The sequence below is a fragment of the Gluconobacter sp. P1D12_c genome, from assembly GCF_018812105.1.
Classification (GTDB): domain Bacteria; phylum Pseudomonadota; class Alphaproteobacteria; order Acetobacterales; family Acetobacteraceae; genus Gluconobacter; species Gluconobacter oxydans_A.
Map to the genome: position 1 here is coordinate 1 of NZ_JACSIQ010000198.1, position 583 is coordinate 583.

Sequence of the window (583 nt, forward strand, 5' to 3'; positions counted from 1 at the left end):
GAAATAGAGAGAGAAGTACAGAGGCTTGAAAATCTGTTCAATATAAAGGCTGTGCGATTGAAGGCACGTTATGAGACCAAGGCTATTCGTTATATGTTTGGGAATGGGGTCGAGGTTTATTGCGGTTGGGAAAAGCCTTACGATATCATGACTTGTTTGCATGACCATTATATTGACCATTCTTTTCCTGTGAAGGATGTGAAAAGTTATAGAGATTATTTGCGTTGTCTTCCTTCGCATTCTTCTTTGTTTTTGGATTACATAGAAAGCAGGGGATATGGTTTTTTAAGATTCAACGAATATTTGAACGATGACGAGGATGATTTTTGTTACGAGTGTGTTTTTGTTAATGACAATAAAGATGAGATACGCCTTTGGGTTAAAGATTTAGAAGAATGTGACAAGGATGGTTTGTATTCGAGTATCGATAATTTAGATTTGGAAAATTGTACGTCTGATGATTTTAAAAGAAGACTCTCAACGATTTGCGAGAAATTTTTTGGATCGTTGTCATGAGTTATCAATTCGCACATTTTGAGATGCTGAGTCGTAAAGTGCTTGTAAAGCCTTCCGACAAGGCAAC

Annotated in this window: 1 protein-coding gene; it reads left to right on the forward strand. The window is 36.7% G+C overall.

From position 1 onward, the window contains the following. The coding region (locus tag KP705_RS16310) for a hypothetical protein (protein WP_215765004.1) at positions 1-516 on the forward strand (516 nt) is incomplete at its 5' end. Positions 517-583 lie beyond the last annotated feature (67 nt).